Source organism: Seonamhaeicola sp. (genome assembly GCF_028281565.1).
Taxonomy (GTDB): Bacteria; Bacteroidota; Bacteroidia; order Flavobacteriales; family Flavobacteriaceae; genus Seonamhaeicola.
This window is the reverse complement of record NZ_JANQJQ010000030.1, coordinates 62,811-82,861: the sequence shown is the minus strand read 5'-3', so window position 1 is coordinate 82,861 and position 20,051 is coordinate 62,811. Positions and strand designations below refer to the sequence as shown.

The 20,051-nt window shown below is 35.7% G+C and carries 20 protein-coding genes; 11 read left to right on the top strand and 9 right to left on the bottom strand.

Annotation, left to right across the window (positions count from 1 at the left end; translation table 11 throughout):
• Positions 1-49 precede the first annotated feature (49 nt).
• Both Q0983_RS13655 and Q0983_RS13650 read left to right on the top strand, forming a co-directional pair.
• Complete coding sequence (locus tag Q0983_RS13655; protein ID WP_299554287.1) at positions 50-1,969, top strand: OmpA family protein; 1,920 nt, start codon at positions 50-52, stop codon at positions 1,967-1,969.
• A gap of 204 nt (positions 1,970-2,173) precedes the next feature.
• The gene (locus Q0983_RS13650; RefSeq protein WP_299554284.1) at positions 2,174-2,770 is read left to right on the top strand and encodes a CHAP domain-containing protein; all 597 of its coding nucleotides are present in this window, start codon (positions 2,174-2,176) and stop codon (positions 2,768-2,770) included.
• Between the two features lie 205 nt (positions 2,771-2,975).
• On the opposite strand, the gene Q0983_RS13645 is transcribed toward Q0983_RS13650, so the two are convergent.
• On the bottom strand, positions 2,976-3,470 hold the full coding sequence (locus Q0983_RS13645) for a CAP domain-containing protein (RefSeq protein WP_299554281.1): 495 nt from the start codon (positions 3,468-3,470) through the stop codon (positions 2,976-2,978).
• Positions 3,471-3,635: 165 nt separating this feature from the next.
• Positions 3,636-4,283: a pyridoxamine 5'-phosphate oxidase gene (gene pdxH / locus Q0983_RS13640; protein ID WP_299554278.1), complete on the bottom strand. Its 648-nt coding sequence runs from the start codon at positions 4,281-4,283 to the stop codon at positions 3,636-3,638.
• A 77-nt stretch (positions 4,284-4,360) separates the two neighbouring features.
• On the opposite strand from pdxH, the gene Q0983_RS13635 reads away from it, so the two are divergent.
• Both Q0983_RS13635 and Q0983_RS13630 read left to right on the top strand, forming a co-directional pair.
• Positions 4,361-4,789, top strand: coding sequence for a hypothetical protein (locus Q0983_RS13635; RefSeq protein ID WP_299554275.1), 429 nt, complete (start codon positions 4,361-4,363; stop codon positions 4,787-4,789).
• Between the two features lie 2 nt (positions 4,790-4,791).
• Positions 4,792-5,568 carry a hypothetical protein gene (locus tag Q0983_RS13630; protein WP_299554272.1) on the top strand — a complete coding sequence of 259 codons (777 nt, stop codon included), beginning with the start codon at positions 4,792-4,794 and terminating at the stop codon, positions 5,566-5,568.
• On the opposite strand, the gene Q0983_RS13625 is transcribed toward Q0983_RS13630, so the two are convergent.
• The 4 genes from Q0983_RS13625 to pyrR all read right to left on the bottom strand — a co-directional run bounded on the left by Q0983_RS13625 (position 5,565) and on the right by pyrR (position 8,389).
• Positions 5,565-6,470: a ribonuclease Z gene (locus Q0983_RS13625; protein WP_299554269.1), complete on the bottom strand. Its 906-nt coding sequence runs from the start codon at positions 6,468-6,470 to the stop codon at positions 5,565-5,567. The two genes, Q0983_RS13630 and Q0983_RS13625, sit on opposite strands and share 4 nt — an antisense overlap.
• Before the next feature lie 24 nt (positions 6,471-6,494).
• Positions 6,495-6,827 (bottom strand): ribonuclease Z, encoded by a 333-nt coding sequence (locus Q0983_RS13620; protein WP_299554266.1) that lies wholly within the window; start codon positions 6,825-6,827, stop codon positions 6,495-6,497.
• A 3-nt stretch (positions 6,828-6,830) separates the two neighbouring features.
• The gene (locus Q0983_RS13615; RefSeq protein ID WP_299554263.1) at positions 6,831-7,760 is read right to left on the bottom strand and encodes an aspartate carbamoyltransferase catalytic subunit; all 930 of its coding nucleotides are present in this window, start codon (positions 7,758-7,760) and stop codon (positions 6,831-6,833) included.
• An 89-nt stretch (positions 7,761-7,849) separates the two neighbouring features.
• On the bottom strand, positions 7,850-8,389 hold the full coding sequence (pyrR, locus tag Q0983_RS13610) for a bifunctional pyr operon transcriptional regulator/uracil phosphoribosyltransferase PyrR (RefSeq protein WP_299554260.1): 540 nt from the start codon (positions 8,387-8,389) through the stop codon (positions 7,850-7,852).
• Between the two features lie 162 nt (positions 8,390-8,551).
• On the opposite strand from pyrR, the gene Q0983_RS13605 reads away from it, so the two are divergent.
• Positions 8,552-9,196, top strand: coding sequence for a methyltransferase domain-containing protein (locus Q0983_RS13605; protein ID WP_299554257.1), 645 nt, complete (start codon positions 8,552-8,554; stop codon positions 9,194-9,196).
• Positions 9,197-9,351: 155 nt separating this feature from the next.
• Here the strand turns inward: Q0983_RS13605 and rpsA are convergent, their stop codons facing one another.
• Positions 9,352-11,187, bottom strand: coding sequence for a 30S ribosomal protein S1 (gene rpsA / locus Q0983_RS13600; RefSeq protein WP_299554255.1), 1,836 nt, complete (start codon positions 11,185-11,187; stop codon positions 9,352-9,354).
• A 289-nt stretch (positions 11,188-11,476) separates the two neighbouring features.
• Between rpsA and Q0983_RS13595 the strand changes: the two genes are divergently transcribed.
• From Q0983_RS13595 to Q0983_RS13570, 6 genes are all read left to right on the top strand, one after another.
• Positions 11,477-11,857 (top strand): LysM peptidoglycan-binding domain-containing protein, encoded by a 381-nt coding sequence (locus Q0983_RS13595; protein WP_299554252.1) that lies wholly within the window; start codon positions 11,477-11,479, stop codon positions 11,855-11,857.
• Positions 11,858-11,956: 99 nt separating this feature from the next.
• A complete protein-coding gene (locus Q0983_RS13590) occupies positions 11,957-13,114 on the top strand; it encodes a carboxypeptidase-like regulatory domain-containing protein (protein WP_299554249.1) in 1,158 nt (385 codons plus the stop codon).
• Between the two features lie 14 nt (positions 13,115-13,128).
• Positions 13,129-14,289 carry a carboxypeptidase-like regulatory domain-containing protein gene (locus Q0983_RS13585; RefSeq protein ID WP_299554246.1) on the top strand — a complete coding sequence of 387 codons (1,161 nt, stop codon included), beginning with the start codon at positions 13,129-13,131 and terminating at the stop codon, positions 14,287-14,289.
• A 12-nt stretch (positions 14,290-14,301) separates the two neighbouring features.
• Entirely contained in the window at positions 14,302-15,471 is a 1,170-nt protein-coding gene (locus Q0983_RS13580) for a carboxypeptidase-like regulatory domain-containing protein (protein ID WP_299554243.1), read from the top strand.
• A gap of 120 nt (positions 15,472-15,591) precedes the next feature.
• Complete coding sequence (locus Q0983_RS13575; RefSeq protein WP_299554240.1) at positions 15,592-16,752, top strand: carboxypeptidase-like regulatory domain-containing protein; 1,161 nt, start codon at positions 15,592-15,594, stop codon at positions 16,750-16,752.
• 135 nt (positions 16,753-16,887) lie between these two features.
• Positions 16,888-18,057: a carboxypeptidase-like regulatory domain-containing protein gene (locus Q0983_RS13570; protein WP_299554237.1), complete on the top strand. Its 1,170-nt coding sequence runs from the start codon at positions 16,888-16,890 to the stop codon at positions 18,055-18,057.
• A gap of 68 nt (positions 18,058-18,125) precedes the next feature.
• On the opposite strand, the gene cmk is transcribed toward Q0983_RS13570, so the two are convergent.
• Together cmk and porQ are read right to left on the bottom strand one after the other, a co-directional pair.
• On the bottom strand, positions 18,126-18,821 hold the full coding sequence (cmk, locus tag Q0983_RS13565; RefSeq protein WP_299554234.1) for a (d)CMP kinase: 696 nt from the start codon (positions 18,819-18,821) through the stop codon (positions 18,126-18,128).
• 131 nt (positions 18,822-18,952) lie between these two features.
• Positions 18,953-19,972, bottom strand: coding sequence for a type IX secretion system protein PorQ (porQ, locus tag Q0983_RS13560; RefSeq protein WP_299554231.1), 1,020 nt, complete (start codon positions 19,970-19,972; stop codon positions 18,953-18,955).
• Positions 19,973-20,051 lie beyond the last annotated feature (79 nt).

The following is a 20,051-nucleotide window of genomic DNA, read 5'->3' as shown; positions in this document are numbered from 1 at the left end:
AAAAACATGAACTATAACTGGTAGATTTTTAATTTAAACTAAAGACCCCATGAAATTAAAAAGTTACATATTATCCGGTTTTATACTGCTAGCAAGTATGGCAGCTTTTGCCCAATATGGCTCTCAAAAAAAAGCGGATAATCTATTTAATAAATTCTCATTTGCAAATGCAGCTGAAGTATATCATGAACTTATTGATAAAAACTACAATGCTGATTATGCAACAAGGCAATTAGCCGATAGTTATGCCTTTATGCGCAACCCGGACAGTGCCGTAGTGTACTACAGGAAAGTGGTTGAACAGGAGAATATTCCCATTGCATATTATTATAACTATGCACAAGCTTTAAGAGGGGTTAAAGACTATAAAGAGTCCCGTAAGTGGCTTCGTAGATATAGAAAAGAAGGAGGCAGAATAAACGACCTTAACTTTTCTAAAGATGAAGATTTTATCAACTCTATTTTCAATGCCAAGCAACAGTACTTTTTAGCTGATGTTAACTTCAATTCGAAATATGCCGATTTTGGGGCTTACGAACACGACGGAACTATCTATTTTGCTTCGTCCAGAGATGAAGGGGTATCTTCAAAACACATTTACGGATGGAACGGAGAACCTTTTCTGGACATATATGCTACAGGTAACCGTACGGATAGCATCGTAGACCATAAGTCCAGAATAAAAGGTGATGTAAACTCTGTTTTCCATGAAGGGCCTATTACTATGACTAAAGATGGCAAAACCATGTATTTTTCAAGAAATGATTATAATAAAAACACCTTGGGAAATGACCAATACGGCATCACTAATTTAAAGATATATAAAGCCTCTTTAATTGAAGGGGAATGGACCAACATTGAAGAACTTAGTTTTAATGACCATAGTTACTCTAATGGACATCCGGCTTTAAGTCATGACGAAACCAAATTATATTTTGCTTCAGATAGGCCTGGTGGCTATGGCGGATCAGATATCTATTATGTAGACATTAAAGATAATGGTTCTTACGGAACGCCTCAAAATGCAGGTAAGATCATTAATACTGATAAAAACGAACGTTTCCCATTTGTAAATAGTGAAGGTACCTTGTTCTTTGCTTCGGATGGCCACCCCGGATTAGGCTTGTTGGATATTTTTGGAACCGTTTCTGATAAGAACAACCAAGTGATAAGTGTATTAAATCTTGGTGTTCCCGTAAACTCCAGTAAAGACGACTTTTCATTCTTTATGAGTGAAGATGGTTTGTCCGGTTTCTTTGCTTCTAACAGAAATGGTGGTGTGGGAAGTGATGATATTTATGCTTATGACAGGATTCCTCAATTGATTATTGAAGGAACAATCACAGACGCTAATACTAATGCCCCCGTAACAAATGCCTTAGTTACGCTAAAAGATGCTAACGGTAACAAAATTGCAGATTTAATTTCTGATGAAGACGGGCATTATGAAATAAACATAGACCGAGATGCTGATTATATAGTTGATACCAGAAAGGAAAACTATGTAGACCACACTCAAAATGTGACTTCAAAAGGCATTAAAAACAGTGTTACAAGGTTAACAACGAATATTAGGTTAGAGCCTGTATCAATAGAAGACATTCCAATTGAAGAATTATACCCTATTTACTTCGATTTTAATAAATATAATATTAGAGAAGACGGCACCGTTGAGTTAAACAGAATAGTTAACTTAATGATGAATGTATATCCAAGTATGGTTATTAAGATTGAATCGCATACAGATTCCAGAGGTTCAGAAGCATACAATGATATTCTTTCCCAGGAAAGAGCCAATGCTACTTATGAGTACCTGATCAAGAATGGTGTGGATCCTTCCAGAATAACAGAATATAAAGGCTATGGTGAGCAAAAATTAGCTAATGATTGTGATGGTACTGTTAATTGTACTGAAGACCAACACCAGTTAAACCGTCGTACCCAATTTATTGTTATTAAAATGAAATAATTTTGTCATTCCTGCGTGTCATGCTGAGCTTGTCGAAGTAAAAGCAGGAATCCATCCCCATAATCGGATTTTACCCTCGATAACTTAAACCATCAAAAGATTAGATATTTTTGATGGTTTTTTTATTGTAGGTATATTTAGTATCCATAAGTAATATCGTTCGTTACATAAAGTTATGTCTAATGGTAACTCATTCGTGGTAAATTGAAAAAAATAATTTTGTTCATATTTGTAATCTTAACTTTAATCGTTCTTGGACTTTACGCCTATAAACAACTTAATCTGAACCCGAAATTCAAAGTTGGACAAGAAGTTGATAATTTAAATGGGGTTCCTGTCTACTTCAACGGTAATATTGGGAACGTTGATGGTCGAAATTTGACTAAAGATGGATATAACCTTGGCTTAAAATACCAATGTGTTGAATTTGTAAAACGATATTACTATCAAGAACTGAATCATAAAATGCCTAACAGCTATGGACATGCAAAAGACTTTTTCAATCCTAATGTAAATGACGGAAATATTAATAAACAAAGGCGTTTAATTCAGTATACTAATCCCAGCAAATCTAAACCAAAAATAAATGATTTGGTTGTTTACTCAGGAACGGTAATGAATAAATATGGGCACGTTTCAATAATTTCACAAGTTACTGAAGAAGAAATTGAAATCATACAACAGAACCCAGGACCTTTTGGGAATTCCAGAGCAAAATATGATTTAGTTAAAGAAAAGGGAAAATGGCAAATTAAAAATGATAGAATTTTAGGTTGGCTGAGAAAGGAAGCTAACCATTAGATCACAAATATTCTATATACTGGAATTTTAACTTAAAAACCCTCCCGGAACTGGGAGGGTTTTATACCTAAAGCTAAATTCAATAACATAAAGTTATTAAAATAACCTATTTAATTTTTTAATTGCACAATACCGCTACCGTGCAAAGTTGCTAATAATCAGTAAATCAAATAAGGTTATAGGTTTACGTTACAACCAAGTAACGTTACTTTTTAATAAAGATGTTAGTAAAATACCATCTGCCCTTTTCATTTTTTTCGGCAGATACATCACAATTCGTAAAATCACCTTCTATATTGGCTTTATGTGCTTCGCTCTTTAACCAGGCGTTTACAACCGTTCTGGCTGTACTATAGCCGTAAGCAACATTTTCAGATACTTTTTTGGCACCGGCATTTTGCTTTAAATAATTGCTGCGTGTAAAGAAATTATCATGAGAAATTTCACCGGTATCAACCATATAATCCGTGTGGCTGTAAGCCACAGATTTAACAATAGTCATACCTTCCAGCGGGTCTAAACCCATAGACAATCTATGATTATTGATGTTCTCTAGGATTTCAATTTCAATGGTTTTTGTTTCGGGAGTGACAAGACTTAATTCAATGGCGTTCGCCTTTTCATCAATGCTGTCTGTTGAGCAGGAAAAACTCAAAACAGCTAACAATGCCAACAATGGCAGCTTGTTTAATAACTTCATAAGTAGGTAAATTTAGATTTGGTCCTATAAAGTTATTAACCAGGGATAGCATATGCACCTATCAAGGTTTAAAATCGATAAACGACATGCTTAAAATCGATGAAATACGTTTTTAATCGATAAAATGTAAAATAAAATATTAAAATATGTATTTCAACGGATTTTCTAAGGAGATAATCGATGAATTAACCAGTTGTAATCCGGTTGAAGTTGATACCTGATTCTGTCGTGCAATCTGTTAGGTCTCCCCTGCCAAAATTCTATCTCAACAGGCTTTACGATATACCCACCCCAATTAGTGGGTCTCGGTACGTCTTTACCTTCAAACTCCTTTTCCAAATCAGAAAGCTTTTGTTCTAAAAAATCACGGTCCTCAACGACTTCACTTTGGTTGGATGCTAAAGCCCCCAACTGACTGCCACGAGGCCTGGACTCAAAATAACCATCACTTAAATTTTCGGCAACCTTTTCCGCTTTTCCTTTAATGATGACCTGGCGTTCGGCTCCATGCCAAAAAAAAGACAAACAAACATTGGGGTTTTGTTCTATGGCTTTGCCCTTTTCACTTGCGTAATTTGTAAAGAAAATAAAACCTTCATAGGTATATTTTTTAAGCAGCACTACCCTATTCTTGGGATATCCGTCAACTCCAATAGTAGAAATAATCATGGCATTGGTTTCGTCTTCAGCAAAAAACTTATCCACCTCAAAGAACCACTTTTGAAACAATTCCATAGGGTTTTCAGGGACTTCACTTAAAAGTAGAGCTCCCTTTTCATAAGACTTTCTATAGCTACTTAAATCCTTTTCCATACCCCTGCAATTTACATGATTTTACTTTATTAATGCTATTTTTTAGTATTTTTAGTATCATGCTAAAAATCAATAAAATGAAATTTACTTGTACTGTCAATATCAATAAACCCAAATTGGAAGTCGTAAAACATTTTGAAGATCCTGAAGCTCTAAAACAATCACAAAAGGGTTTTCAAAACATGGAGCACCTGAGTGGTAACAAAGGCGAAGCAGGAGCCACATCAAAACTCATTTATGATAAATTTGATCTGATAGAAACCATTATTGAAAACAAACTCCCGGATGCCTTTTATGCACAATACGAGCATAAAAATATGAGCAATACCATGCACTCTAAATTCGCAGCCATCAAGGACAACGAAACTCAATTGACTTGTGATATTCATTATACCAGGTTTTCGGGGTTTATGATAAAATTCATGGCTAAAGTATTTCCGGGTATGTTCAAAAAACAAGTTGATAAATGGTTGGTAAACTTCAAAAATTACGCTGAAAGCCGGTAAATATGCCCAGAATTCACCTGTTTGAGTTTGAAGACTTAAAATGGTTTCCTTCATCTTTAAGAGACTATATGACTGACTTTTTACAGTTTATTTCGAATAAGTTTGATGTCTATAAACCCATTGTACCTGTCATTGAAGAAGGACTGGAAAAAAGCAATACTAATACTATTATTGATTTAGCTTCCGGTGGTGGTGGCGGACTTTTAAAACTAAATGCACATTTACTGGAAAAAAATCCGGAACTTAAAGTTATTCTAACTGATTACTATCCGAACGTGGAAGCCTTTAGAAGTACTAAAACTAAAGCTGATAACATGGAATACATAGCAACTTCTATTGATGCTTTACGTGTTCCGGAAAGCTTAAAAGGCTTAAGAACCCAGTTTTTATCGCTTCATCATTTTAGACCAAAGGAAGCGCAACAGATTCTACAGAATGCGGTGGATAGTCAAAGTGCCATTGCTGTTTTTGAAGCCCAGGAGCGCAACCTTAAGAGTTTCATCTTTATGTTGCTTTCTCCAATAAACGTGTTGTTTTCAACCCCCTTTATAAAACCATTCAAAACAGGTAGAATTATATTTACGTATTTAATTCCTATTGTTCCGCTATTAGTATGTTGGGATGGTATAGTGTCTGTTTTAAGAACCTACTCCATAAAAGAAATGAATGACCTTATTGACGGATTATCAAATAAAGATACTTTTGAATGGCAGGTTGGAAAAGTAAAATCCGGCCCCGGTGCTATTATTTATCTGTTGGGTTATAAAAAGAATAACTAAAACTCGAAGATCTTACCGTCCTCAGATAATTCCACAGCTTCAAACACCTCTTTAGCTTCCAATTTAAAGTCATTTATATCCTTGTAGCGCGTAGAATAATGCCCAAGTAACAAAGTGCCTGCATTAGCCTTTTTAGCAATAGCAGCAGCTTCTTTTGCAGTTGAATGCTTCGTTTTTGGTGCCAAATGAGCCTGCGTCTCTAAAAATGTGGATTCGTGATACAGCACATCTACATTTTCTATGATAGGTACAATATCTTCCTTATACATGGTATCACTGCAAAAGGCATAACTTTTTGGCTTATCACCCGGTTTTGTAACAGTTTCATTCTTAATGGTTACACCATCTTCATTTACCACATCAAAGCCTTGCGTTAATTTCCTGTAGTAAGCTACATCAATATTAGCCGCTTCAGCAGCTCTGATATTTAGTTTTCGCTTGCCCTCTTTTTCTTTAAACAAAAAACCGTTGGTGTAAACCCTGTGATTTAAGGGGATGGTGTGAACTTCAACCTTTTCATCTTCAAAAATTAATTCGGATTCATCAGAAGTTAATTCATGAAATATAAGCTTATAATTAGTCCAGGAATCAGCAAGTTTCATTTGCAGTGTGATCACATCCTTAATACCTTTAGGGCCGTAAATATGCAGATCGGCTTCCCTGGTAAGCAACCTGAATGTAGAAATTAGGCCTACTAATCCAAAAAAGTGATCGCCATGTAAATGGGATATAAAAATATGCTTGATTCGGCTGAACTTTACTTTGTGTTTTCGTAATTGCACCTGGGTCCCTTCACCACAGTCAATTAAAAACATATGGCCCTGTACCTCTAAAACCTGAGATGTGGGGTTGGTTAAAATTCGCGGTGTGGCACTATAACAGCCTAAAATGGTTAATTTCATGTAAATAATATCAGTACGGCACCATTAAAATCCCAGATCGCGCTCCATTTCTTCCATTTCTATGATGTCATAGGCTTCCTGAAGTGTCGGCACAACAACAATTTCGTCCGGCATGTCATCAAAGTCTACTTTATTGGTCACAATTACAAACGAATGTTTAGCCGCTCTATGGGTATTGGATATCTGTAAAAACTCTACTATTTCTTCCAAACTAATCTGATCAAGCGTAGTTAAGCTAACAATGATATTATTGTTTTTAAACTTGGGATACAACGCTTGCAACTTCTTTACCAACTCTATAGTAGTGGCTTTTTCCTGAGTAACAATTGTAATATTGCCGTTTTGATCAAAAATCATAGTCTACTGCTTTATTTTGGACGCTAATAAATAAATAACTGCCATTCTTATAGCTACGCCGTTTTCAACCTGATCTAAAATAATAGATTGCTTAGAGTCAGCCACATCACTGGTAATCTCAACCCCCCTGTTTATCGGTCCCGGATGCATAATGGTGATGTCTTTATCTAACGAATCCAGTAAATCTTTGTTAACTCCAAACTGTTGTGTGTACTCCCTGGTTGATGGGAAATAACTAATATCCATGCGTTCGTTTTGCACCCGCAACATATTAGCTACGTCACACCAATTTAAGGCTTTACGTAAGTTTGTTTCAACCTTTACTCCAAGTTTATCAATGTACTTGGGAAGCAATGTTTTTGGTCCGCAAACCATAACCTCTGCACCTTGTAGCTGTAACGCAAATATATTGGAAAGCGCTACTCTACTATGCAAAATATCACCAACAATCACTACTTTTTTACCCCCTACATCCCCGTGCTTTTCCCGTATGGAATACGAGTCCAATAAAGCTTGTGTTGGATGCTCATGAGCCCCGTCCCCTGCATTTACAATACTGGCATCAACATGCTTGGACAAAAAGATTCCCGCTCCCGGATTGGGATGTCTCATCACCACCATATCTACTTTCATAGATAAGATGTTATTAACGGTATCAATAAGCGTCTCGCCTTTTTTAACCGAGGATTGCCCGGACGAAAAGTTGATAACATCTGCCGATAATCGCTTTTCGGCCAGTTCAAAAGACAACTTGGTTCGGGTGGAGTTTTCAAAGAACAGATTGGCTATGGTAATATCTCTAAGCGAAGGCACTTTTTTGATGGATCTGTTGATCACTTCTTTAAAATGATCTGCCGTTTCAAAAATAAGTTGAATATCTTTTTGGTTAAGATACTTTATTCCTAATAAGTGATCAACACTTAATTCGCTCATTATTCTCTTTTATTATTTAAGTTTTCGACTACGCTCAACCTGACAAAACCTTATGACTTCCAGGTTCTGACTTCGGTCTTCAAGCTTCATCATTTTTCAATTAAATACACGGCATCTTCACCTTCATTTTCCTGCCAATGCACTATGACTTTTTCATTGTTAATAGCATCTACCTGCCTTCCTCTATAATCAGGCTGAATAGGTAAATGCCTGCTAAATCTACGGTCTATCAGCGTTAATAATTCTATTTCATCCGGTCTTCCAAACGATTGAATAGCTGTTAAAGCCGCTCTGATACTTCTGCCGGTATACAATACATCATCTATAAATACAATATTCTTGTTTTCAACTAAAAAGTCAATTTCGGTACTATTGGCTTTAAGTGGCTTATCACCTCTTCTAAAATCATCTCTGTAAAATGTAATGTCCAACTGACCTGATTTTACATCTTTTACTTTGTAATCTTCCTGTAAGATCCTGGTGATCCTGTTAGCTAAAAAAACCCCTCTCGGTTGTAGTCCGATCAGAACGGTATTAGAGAAATCATTGTGTTTTTCAATAAGTTGACAAGCCAATCGATGAAGAATGATGTTTACCTCTTTGGTGTTAAGTAAAACTTTTTGACTCATATACTATCCAAGCGTATCTGGGGTACAAAGGTAATGCAAAATTTTAGAAGTAAAAATCATTATATGTAGGATTATACCGTAATTATAGGTAAGACATAGATTAAATTATTTAAAACCAGATTGTATTAATACCTTGCTAGAACTTAATTGACAATTGAAAACATGGGTTTAAAATATCACCTAAAATCATTGGCGAGCAAATCATTTTTTACAATAAATAAATTTTATGATGACCATGCCATCTCTAAAGACAAAAAAAGAGGGGTCGATTTTTATAAAAATGTAAAGCCTGAAAATATAGAAGGGTATGACCATCACAAATATGTTCATTACATACCTTCTAAATCATGGCAAATCAAAAGATTGCTCAAAGCTTCAAAAATCACTTGTAATGATGCCATTTTTGATTATGGTTGCGGAAAAGGCAAAGCTCTTTATGAATTCTCAAAATACAAGCTTAATAAAATTGGAGGCATAGAACTTGCCAAGGAATTAGCAGATATAGCAAAAATTAATATGCAAAAGCTAAATCTACCCAATGTAAAAATAGTTAACGGAAACGCATTAAATTTCACCGAATTAGATGACTACAACTATTTCTTCTTTTTTGATCCTTTTAGTGTAGACATCTTTAAATCAGTAATAAACATTATCCTTACAAACTATAAAAAGAATCCAAGGGAGATTACAATAATTTATATGAACTTAAGAGGCCATGACAAGTACTTAGATACTATTGAAGGGTTTATCAAACATAAAACTTTATATAATCCCGTGAGATCGGTTATTTATAAATATAATCCTTAATAAATAAGTTCGTATTATTTTCCGCGTCATTTCATAGGAATATTGCGGCTAACTATAGGGCAACCCCAAATGGAATAAAAAAAGCCTTCAGGTACTGAAGGCTTTAGTTTTTATACTGAGACACTTCGGCTGCGCTCAGTGGGACAAAGAAAAAATTATTTCTTTCCGTCCAATTTATCTTTAAGAGCCTGTAAAGCATCATTAGCATCACCTAAAGTTGGTTTTGCTTCTGCTGCTGCAGCGGCCGCTTTCTTAGCAGCAGCTTTTACATTCTTAGCTTCTTCCGCTTTAAAAATAGCTGTGTGAGATGCTACAACTCGTTTGAACTCTTTACTGAACTCAATAATCTTAAAGTCTGCAGCTTCTCCTTTTTTAAGTTTACTGCCATCTTCTTTCTCTAAGTGACGAGATGGAATAAACGCTACGATATCATCGTTAAATTTAACAGTAGCGCCTTTGTCAACTATTTCTTCAATGGCAGCTGAGTGTGTGGTATCTAAAGCAAACTCCTTTTCATATTTATCCCAAGGATTATCAGTGGTTTGCTTGTGACCTAAACTTAATTTACGTCCTTCAACATCCAGTTCTAATACAATAACATCTAACTTGTCTCCTACCGCACAGAACTCACTTGGGTGCTTGATCTTCTTAGTCCAGGATAAATCAGAGATATAGATTAATCCGTCAATACCTTCTTCTAATTCAACAAAAACACCAAAGTTAGTAAAGTTACGTACTATACCGGTGTGTTTAGATCCTAAAGGATATTTACCGGTAATATCGGTCCATGGATCCGGTGTTAATTGCTTAATACCTAAAGACATTTTACGCTCTTCTCTATCCAATGTTAAGATAACGGCGTCAACCTCGTCTCCTACAGAAACGAAATCCTGGGCAGAACGTAAGTGCGTAGACCATGACATTTCAGATACGTGAATCAATCCTTCAACACCTTCGGCAACTTCAATAAATGCACCGTAATCTGCAATGACTACAACTTTACCTTTTACTTTATCACCAACTTTCACCTCTTCAGCAAGCGCTTCCCATGGATGTTTGCTTAACTGTTTTAATCCTAATTGGATTCTTGACTTATCTTCATCAAAATCAAGGATTACAACATTTAATTTTTGGTCTAACTCAACGATCTCGTTAGGGTGGTTAATTCTGGACCAGGAAAGGTCTGTAATGTGAATTAATCCGTCAACACCACCAAGATCAATAAATACACCGTAAGATGTTACGTTTTTAACAACACCTTCCAATACCTGACCTTTTTCTAACTGACCAATAATTTCTTTCTTTTGTTCTTCAATATCAGCTTCAATTAAAGCTTTATGAGATACCACTACGTTTTTAAACTCATGGTTGATCTTTACAACCTTGAATTCCATAGTCTTGTTTACATACTGATCGTAATCTCTAATTGGTTTTACATCAATTTGAGACCCAGGTAAGAAGGCTTCAATTCCAAAAACATCCACAATCATACCACCTTTAGTTCTGCATTTCACAAAACCGTTTACAATCTCACCGGAATCATGAGCAGCATTCACTCTGTCCCAGGCTTTGATAACTCTTGCTTTTCTGTGAGATAAGACTAGTTGACCTGTAGCATCTTCGCGTACATCAATTAATACCTCTACTTTGTCTCCTACTTTTAAGTTTGGATTGTAGCGGAACTCGTTTAAAGAAATAACACCTTCAGATTTAGCGTTGATGTCAATAATGGCATCTCTGTCAGAGATATGAACTACCGTACCTTCAACAACCTCATCATTTAAAGTGTCTACAAAGTTTTCTGCTACTAATTTTTCAAATTCTTTAAGTTGTTTGTCATCAACTTCATCAATACCTTCCTGGTAATTGTGCCAATTGAACTCTTTTAAGAATTTTTCCGGATTTGCTTGAGCTTCCGATACTATCGGAGCTTCTTCTACTGTTGAAGTCTCAGGAGCTTCAACTTCAGCTTTTTTTGCTTTTTCAGCCATAGCTGATTAAAATTTGTATTCTGTATGCCCGGAAAGAATTAAGCAAATAACACACAGAAGCGTTAATTTTATTATTGTTTCATCCCTTTTACCTTTCCATAATTCGCTAAAAGGAGCGCAAAAATACATATTATTGACTTAATTACCTAAAAATGAATAAATAATATTAGTTGTGACTATTTTGTACTTTCTGTGTCTTTATTAATAGAAACTTAAAATTAAAGTTGGTTTACAGTAAGCGGAATTCATTATATTGTATCAATAATTAAATAACATAATATTTACAAACATGGCAGTAAAAGAAAAATATCAAGAAGTATTAGCATTAGGGGAAGCTTTAAACGTACAAAACGGGGATGTACAGGTTGAAAGCGGTCAGTTAAAAGTTTGGGGTACTGCAAACACCCAATATGAAAAAAACCTGATTTGGGATAAGATCAAAGAAATAGGCGGAGAAAACCCTACAGATATCATGGCAGATATTAAAGTTGCCGATGAAAGTGTTTATCACAGGCACGTGGTAAAAAGTGGTGAAACTTTAGGAAAAATAGCCAAACACTACTACAAAGATGCTATGAAATACAAAGAGATTTTTGCAGCCAACACAGACATTTTAAAGAACCCGGATTTAATTTACCCGGACCAGGAATTAATAATTCCAAACTTATAAAAGAACTTTTGTTATAGATAATTGAACAAACGTTGTTCAGACAAGCGAGCCTTATAAATATATTTGTAAGGTTCGCTTTTTTATTTTAAATAAACCCTTATGAGTATTAGCTTAAAACAATTGGTTCTTACAACATTGCTATTGTTTCCAATAATTGCCATGGCTCAAACCGACAAAATTGAAGTTAATGGCATTATTCTGGATGAAACCAATAACCCTGTGCCTTATGTAGCTGTTGGTATTGTAAAAAAACATATGGGTACGGCCAGTACGGAAGATGGTGAGTTTTCTTTTTTAGTCACCAAAAATGAATTGCAGGATACCTTATCTATTTCCAGTTTGGGGTATGATCCTTTTAAAATTAAAGTAGCTGATTATTTAAAGCAGGGAAAAAAGGAAATCGTTTTAAAAGAAACCATTACGGAATTAGACGAAGTTAAAATTCTAAAACCAGGCGAATATGTTGAAAATGCTTTGGATCTGTTAAAAGACAATACTATTAGTAAGCCATATCAAATAGAAATGCTCTACAGACGTGCCGCTACTGAAAATGGCAAGTCTAAATTCTTTGTTGAGAACTATATTAAAATCCGTGACCGGGGACCAGCTTATCCTTTAGGATTAGTTCAGGTGACAGAAGCAAGAAAATCTGCCGATTACAGAATCTGGAAACGAAAGCAATGGACGCATTCCTTAACATGGATGGCTACTGCAAATCCCTTACGCCCTACTGAAAAACAACCTAACTTAAAACGTTTTATCTGGAAGAAGATTGGAGACTCCTCCTATGAAGGTGAAGATGTTGTCATTATTAGAGGGAAAAACCCAAAATCACACCGAACCGTTACTTTTTATATTGGTGTAGACAATTATGCTATTTATAGAATTGAAAAAGAGAAAGCCCTGTTTTTGTATAAAAAACATCAGGATGGCAGATTATATTTAAGTTACTATTCCAATGAATGGGGCTTTGGTAAAAATCAGGTACCAAGAGAGTTTTGGGGAACGGAAGCCGAAAAAATGACTTACAGGCTCGAAGCTTTTGTATATAACATTGAAACCGACAAAAAGAAAATAAGGGTTGTTCCTTACGGAGGTGATACAGATATGGGGTCTTTAGAACTACCATATCACCCTGATTTTTGGAGCAACTTAAGTATGCCCCCGGACACCAAGTTCTTTAAACGCATAAAAAGTGAATTGGAAAGTAACTATGGAGTGTCTTTAGAAAATCAGTTTAAATTTGTGAACAAATAAGAACCTTTTTAATTATGAAAAAACAGATAACCTATGTTTTATTGATTCTATTTGTATTGCCGTTTTGTGCTAATTCACAATCAAAAATTGAGATCAGTGGTATAATAATAGATGAATTTAATGAACCTATCCCTTATGTGGCCGTGGGCATTGTTGAAAAATACATTGGTACGGCCAGTACGGAAGACGGTGGGTTTTCATTTTTAGTAACCGCTGCCGAAATGCAGGACACCTTGTCTATTTCCAGTTTAGGGTATGACCCGTTCAAAATCAAAGTAGCCGATTATTTAATGTTGGAAAAGAAGGAAATAGTCTTAAAAGAAACAGTTACTGAGCTCAACGAAATTACGCTATTAAGCCCTAAAGACTACGTGTTGAACGCTATTAAAAGCTTAAGAGATAATACTTTAAGTCAGGCCCACAAACTGGAATTATTATACAGAAGGGCTGCCGAAGAAGACGGAAAAGCAAAGTTCTTTGTTGAAAATTATATAAAGATTAGAGATAAAGGACCGGCTTACCAAATGGGAGTTGTAGAGGTTACGGCTGCCAGGAAATCTGCAGATTACAGATATTGGAAAAGAAAACAATGGCGGCATTCCATTCATGATATGTTTCATGTAAACCCATTCAGACCCAGTGATTCCCAACATGCCAGGAACTTAAAAAAGTTTACCTATAAAAAAATTGGCGACTCCTCTTACGATGGTGAAGATGTAGTGATAATTGAAGGCAGGAATCCCAGGATCGATTGGGAAAAAATGACCTTTTATATTGGGGTTGACACTTACAAAGTTTATAGGATTGAGCGTGGCAGATCTTTGTATGTCTACAAAAAACACAAAACCGGCAAAATGGTTTTAAGTTACTTTAAAAACGAATGGAGCTTCCCAAAACATCAGATTCCTAAGGAGTTACGCGGAACACTGGCAGAAACCCTTCGTTATAAAACAGAGGCTTTTATTTACAGTGTTGAAACCGATAAAAAGAAAATTAGAGTCATTCCATTTGGGGTTGAAACTGATATGGGGTCTTTGGACTTAAAATATGATGCCAACTTTTGGAAGAATCTCAGTATGCCACCTGATACTAAGTTTTATACGCGTATAAAGAATGAATTAGAGGGCCTTTTTGGTGTTCCTTTAGAAAAGCAGTATCAAATTGTAAATCAATAATTTTATCATTTTATGTCTTATCGTTATTTACTGAATGCTTTTATAGGTTTGTTAATGCTGTTTCCTTTTCAGGTTTCGGCGCAACAAAAAATAGAGATCAATGGTATTATTTTGGATGAATCTAATAACCCGATTCCTTTTGTAGCCATTGGGATTGTAGAAAAATATATAGGTACGGCCAGTACGGAAGATGGTGAGTTTTCCCTACTTGTTACTAAGGCTGAACTTCAAGATTCTTTGTCCATTTCAAGTTTGGGCTATGATCCCTTTAAAATAAAAGTGGCAGATTATTTAAAGCTTACAAAAAGAGAAGTCGTTTTAAAGGAAAGCGTTACCGAACTCGATGAAATTAAGATTTTAAAGCCAAGTGAATATGTTGCTCTTGCCAGTAAAAACATGAAAGCCAACACAATTAGTACGCCACATCAAATTGAAATGCTCTACAGAAGAGCGGTGACTGAAGGTGGACAACCGAAATTTTTAGTTGAAAACTATATTAAAGTAAGAGATCGAGGGCCTGCCTATTATTTTGGGCTTATGCAAGTGGCCGAATCACGTAAATCTGCCGACTACAGAATTTGGAAACCAGACCAAAGGTGGCACTCCATAAATGGCATGGCCAGTTTACACCCTTTTCGTCCAAACGATTCCCAACATAAAAGGAACTTAAAAAAATTCATCTGGAAGAAGATTGGGGACTCCTCATATGAGGGTGAAGATGTTTTAATTCTTGAAGGTACAAATTCTAAAATGACTTGGGAAAAGATTAAAGTATTTATTGGTATGAATAGCTATAAAGTTTATAGAATAGAACGTGGAAACACGCTATACATTTATAAAAAGCATAAAAGTGGAAAATTGGTTTTAAGCTATTACAGGCACAGTTGGAAAATCCCAAAAGAACGATTTCCATTACACCTAAGAAACTCGCCTGCTTCAGATTCAGATTACAAGGCAGAAGCTTTTGTTTATAAAGTAATTACCGATAAAAAACAAATAAAAGTAGTTCCTTATGGCATTGATGTGGATATGGGAATGATTGATTTACCATATAATGCTACTTTTTGGAATAATTTAAGCGTTCCTCCGGACACGAAATTTTATAAAAAAATAAAAGACGGACTAGAAGGGGTTTACGGTGTTTCCCTTGAAGATCAATATAAATATGTAAATGAAAAATAAGCTATGAAATGAGCCATAATAACTAAACGGAATGCCCACCAAAATGCGTTGCATTGAGCTTGTCGAAATGTTTAATGGCGAATTACATCTGGCCTATGTAGAACAATAAAATTTAAACAGATGAAAAAGACATTCTTCCTTACCCTTATATTTCTATCTGCATTAATTCCCTTTAGCGGGAATTCACAATCTAAAATTGAAATAAATGGTCTCATTTTAGATGAATCTAATACCCCTATCCCCTTCGTGGCAGTTGGTATTGTTGAGAAATACATTGGTACAGCAAGTACAGAAGATGGTGAATTTTCGTTTTTAGTTACCGCTGCAGAAATGCAAGACTCCCTATCCATTTCCAGTTTAGGATACAACCCTTTTAAAATAAAAGTTGCTGATTATTTAAAGCTGGCAAAGAAAGAAATAATTTTAACTGAAACGGTTACTGAACTTGACGAAGTTAAGATCTTAAAACCAGGCGAATATGTCCAGTTGGCCAAAGACAATCTTAAAGACAATACCATAAACAAACCTCACCAGGTAGAATTGTTATACAGAAGTGCCACTACCGAAAATGGCAATGCCAAATTTTTGGTAGAGAATTACATTAAAATTAAATCTAGGGGCCTGGGAAATTGGTTTGGTCCTATGCAGGTGGCTGAATCCAGAAAATCTGCAGATTATAGAATTTGGAAAACAGACACTAAATGGCATTCTATAAACATTTTAGACCAGTTTAATCCGCTAAGGCCCAATGGCTCTGACCATGTTAGAAACCTCAAAAAATTTATCTGGAAGAAAACCGGAGATTCGTCTTTTGAAGGTGAAGATGTACTGATCTTAGAAGGCACAAATCCTAAGAATCAATCTGAAAAGATCATCTTTTATATTGGAATAGACACTTATAAGGTATATAGAATTGAGCGTGGAAACAGCTTATACATTTATAAAAATCACCGCAGTGGTAAGTTGGTTTTAAGCTACTACAGACATGATTGGGACTTCCCGAAAAACAAGATTCCGTCAGAGTATAAACACCTCTTGAATGAAACCCACTATAAAGCTGAAGCCTTTGTATATAAGATTGTTACTGATAAAAAGAAAGTACGAGTAATTCCTTATGGTATTGATATGGATATGGGTATGATAGACCTACCATATAAACCCAACTTTTGGAATAACCTAAGTGCACCACCAGACACCAAGTTCTATAAGAAAATTAAGGACGGATTAGAAGCCATGTATGGGGTGCCCTTAGAAAAACAATACCAATTGGTTAACAAATAAATTTTCACTTAAGGCCCGTTTATTTAATGTATAACAAGGGTTCTTTCATAGCGCGAACACTATATGTCTTGGTACAAAAATTGAAATTAGTATCTTAAATTTAGGGGCGAATAATATTATAAAGCATTTTAACTTATGAAAAATCGATTGATACATTTTTTACTTGTAATGGCATTCATCATGCCATCAATAGCCATCTCTCAAGAAGGCAAAATTGAAGTAAAAGGAATTATTTTAGACGAATTCAATGAACCTATACCTTTTGTTGCTGTTGGTATCGTTGAAAAATATTTAGGTACCGCCAGTACTGAAGACGGCGAATTCTCATTTTCAATTACTGAAAACGAACTACAAGATTCCTTATCAGTTTCCAGTTTAGGTTACGACCCCTTTAAAATTAAGGTGGCTGATTATCTGAAATTAGAAAAGAAAGAAATTGTTCTAAAGGAAACGCTCACTGAGCTTGATGCCATTACACTATTGGCACCGGGCGACTATGTTTATAAAGCAATTAAATCCTTAAGGGACAATACGCTTAGTCAATCCCATAAATTGGAGATACTTTATAGAGCTTCCTCTACGGAGAACGACGTGGCTAAGTTCTTTGTTGAAAATTATATAAAGGTAAAAGACAAAGGACCTGCCTATTATATGGGGCAAGTTGAGGTAGCCCACGCAAGAAAATCTGCAGATTACCGCTATTGGAAAAGAAAACAATGGCGGCATCCAATTAATGGTCTGTTTGAGGTAAATCCTTTTAGACCTATGGATTCACAACACTCTAGAAATTTAAAAAAGTTTGCCTGGAAAAAAATTGGAGACTCTTCCTATGAAGGCGAAGACGTGGTAATTCTTGAAGGACAAAGCAATGTACATAAATGGGAAAAAATAAAGCTTTACATAGGCGTAGACAGCTATAAGGTTTATAGAATTGAACGTGGACAATCACTTTATATCTATAAAAAACATAACAGCGATAGAATGGTGTTGAGCTATTTCAAAAATCAATGGCGTTTTCCTAAAGACAAAATTCCAAAAGAATTAATTGGGACACCAGCAGAGACACTACAGTATAAATCGGAAGCTTTTGTTTTGAACGTAGAAACGGATAAAAAGAAAATTAAAGTGGTGCCCTATGGTATTGAAAAAGACGTTAATGACCTGGAGGTAAAATATGATCCTAATTTTTGGAATAATCTAAGTATGCCTCCAGACACCAAATTCTACAAGAAAATAAAAAGTGAGCTGGAAAGCAACTTTGGTGTACCATTGGAAACCCAATTTCAATTGGTCAATAAAAAATAAGCATGATTTGTATCAAAACAGGGAATTTCAAAGTAATCTTTGGGATTCTTTTTTTTGAGACAAAGTAACTATTCTGTGTCTTCCAGTGCCATGCTTACAAGGCGCAGGACCTTTTCAAACTGCTGCTGAATGCTGAGTTCGGAATTATCAATTGCTATGGCGTCCTCGGCCTTAATTAACGGGGAGTCCTTTCTTGAGGAGTCTAAACGATCACGATCTTGAACATTTTTAAGAACACTTTCATAGGTTACCTTATCACCTCTATCCATAAGCTCTTTAAATCGCCTTTTAGCCCTCGTTTCTGCAGAGGCGGTCATAAATATTTTTAATTCGGCATCCGGGAACACCACAGTTCCAATATCACGTCCGTCCATCACAACCCCTTTATCTTTTCCTAATTGTTGCTGAATAGCAACCAGTTTTTTTCGTACTTCGGTAACAGCAGCTACTTTGCTAACAAAGTTTGACACTTCCAAAGTACGTATGGATTTTTCAACATTTTCATCATTCAAATACACTTCGGCAAAACCCAGATCCTTATTAAACTTAAAGCTGATTTTCACTTGATCCAATTGATAAATGAGCGCTTCAACATTAAAATCATCGGCATGAATTAAACCTTGCTTCATGGCATAAAGTGTTACTGCCCTGTACATAGCACCTGAATCTACATATACATAGCCCAAATGTTTGGCAATTTGCTTTGCAATGGTACTTTTTCCTGTTGAAGAATACCCGTCTATGGCTATGGTGATTTTATTCATCTTTTAAGTTTGAAGTGGCTAAAGTACTTAAAGTGTTTTAAAGTTTAAAGTGTCTTAAGCACTTAAAGTGCGCTAAAGTCTAAACATACACGAACTTTAAATACTTGTAACTTGAAACTTTAGGCACTCTGCTATTGTAAATCTATTTGTAAACCGAAAAAATTGGAATTGGCTGCGCTTGTATATTTAGCGTGCGTATAACTGAAGCGCATTTTATTCATTTTAATTGAAATCCCTGCAGAAAGCCCGGAGAAATTTCTTTGATCAACAATTCTAAGCTCCTCGCCTCTTCTGAAATTATATCCCAACCGGATATTAAATCCACCGTCAGGAAATAGTTCAGCACCAATAATGGTATGCCTGATAACCTGCCCTAAAAACCCAACTTTTTCGTTGGATTGATTGCCACTTAAATCGCTGATAGCCCTTGCAGGGTTTGCCCTGGCTATAGGCCATTCCTGTAAATTCTCTAAAGTTACATGCCATCTGATAGGAACATTTTCCAAACGTTGAGACATTCCAAAACTTACTTCAAAAGGTAGACTTTCCCGGAGCCCCGCATAGGTGGTTATTTGGGTTCCCAAATTTCTAATTACCAAAGCGGCATTAAAATCCAGGTAATCATTGATATATAATAAGCCAACATCTACGGCAGCTCCAAACGAAGTATATTGCTCTAACTTGGAACTTATGAGTTTTATGTTGCCTCCCAAATAAAAATCCGAGTAACCTATTTGGCGGGAGTATCCGAAAGACAAAGCAGTCTCTCCTCCAGAAAACGTTCCGGTGGAATTACCGTCTTCATCATAACCGTCAAAAGAACCATAATTAATATAGGTAACGCCTCCGTGAAAGGTTTGTGTGCGTCTGTCTATAGTATAGGCATAAGCGGCCGTACCATAGCCTATGCCTCCTAAATAGTTTGTGTAATTAAGTGCTAACTGCTTATCCATTTCAACATTGATAGTAGCCGGATTGAACAAGCCTTGCGTAACATCATAATCAACATTGGTCAACACCTTACCACCTAAAGCCGCTTGCCTGGGAGAGGAAATTAGATTGAGAAATTGATAAGTATGCTCCCCTCCTATTTGCGCAAAATTTGAGGCACTCAAGCACAGACAAAATAAAGTGATAATTCTCCTTAGCATATTTACGGTACAAAGAAAGTAAATCTATCTTAAAACGATGGTAAGTATCTTTTATTTTAAATAACAAAAGTGACCTTCA